Origin of the sequence: Pseudoalteromonas luteoviolacea NCIMB 1944 (assembly GCF_001625565.1) — a bacterium.
Classification (GTDB): domain Bacteria; phylum Pseudomonadota; class Gammaproteobacteria; order Enterobacterales; family Alteromonadaceae; genus Pseudoalteromonas; species Pseudoalteromonas luteoviolacea_F.
Genome location: NZ_AUXS01000085.1, coordinates 1 through 209, shown reverse-complemented (window position 1 = coordinate 209; position 209 = coordinate 1). Strand labels below are relative to the sequence as shown.

The following is a 209-nucleotide window of genomic DNA, read 5'->3' as shown; positions in this document are numbered from 1 at the left end:
CAAACAATGTCTTCCTAGTAATGTGGGGCTATAGCTCAGCTGGGAGAGCGCCTGCCTTGCACGCAGGAGGTCAGCAGTTCGATCCTGCTTAGCTCCACCACTTTACTACTCCTTCTCAAAGATAAGCACTCTTACTTAGTTTACGCATTAAATAAACTGAGAGTTTTTAACTCTGAGAAGTAATTCTCTTGCTCTTTAAAAATTTGGAA

General features: G+C 42.1%; 1 tRNA gene. It reads left to right on the top strand.

Going from position 1 to position 209, the window contains the following annotated elements:
- Nucleotides 1-24 precede the first annotated feature (24 nt).
- Nucleotides 25-100 (top strand) — tRNA-Ala (locus N483_RS24760).
- Nucleotides 101-209 lie beyond the last annotated feature (109 nt).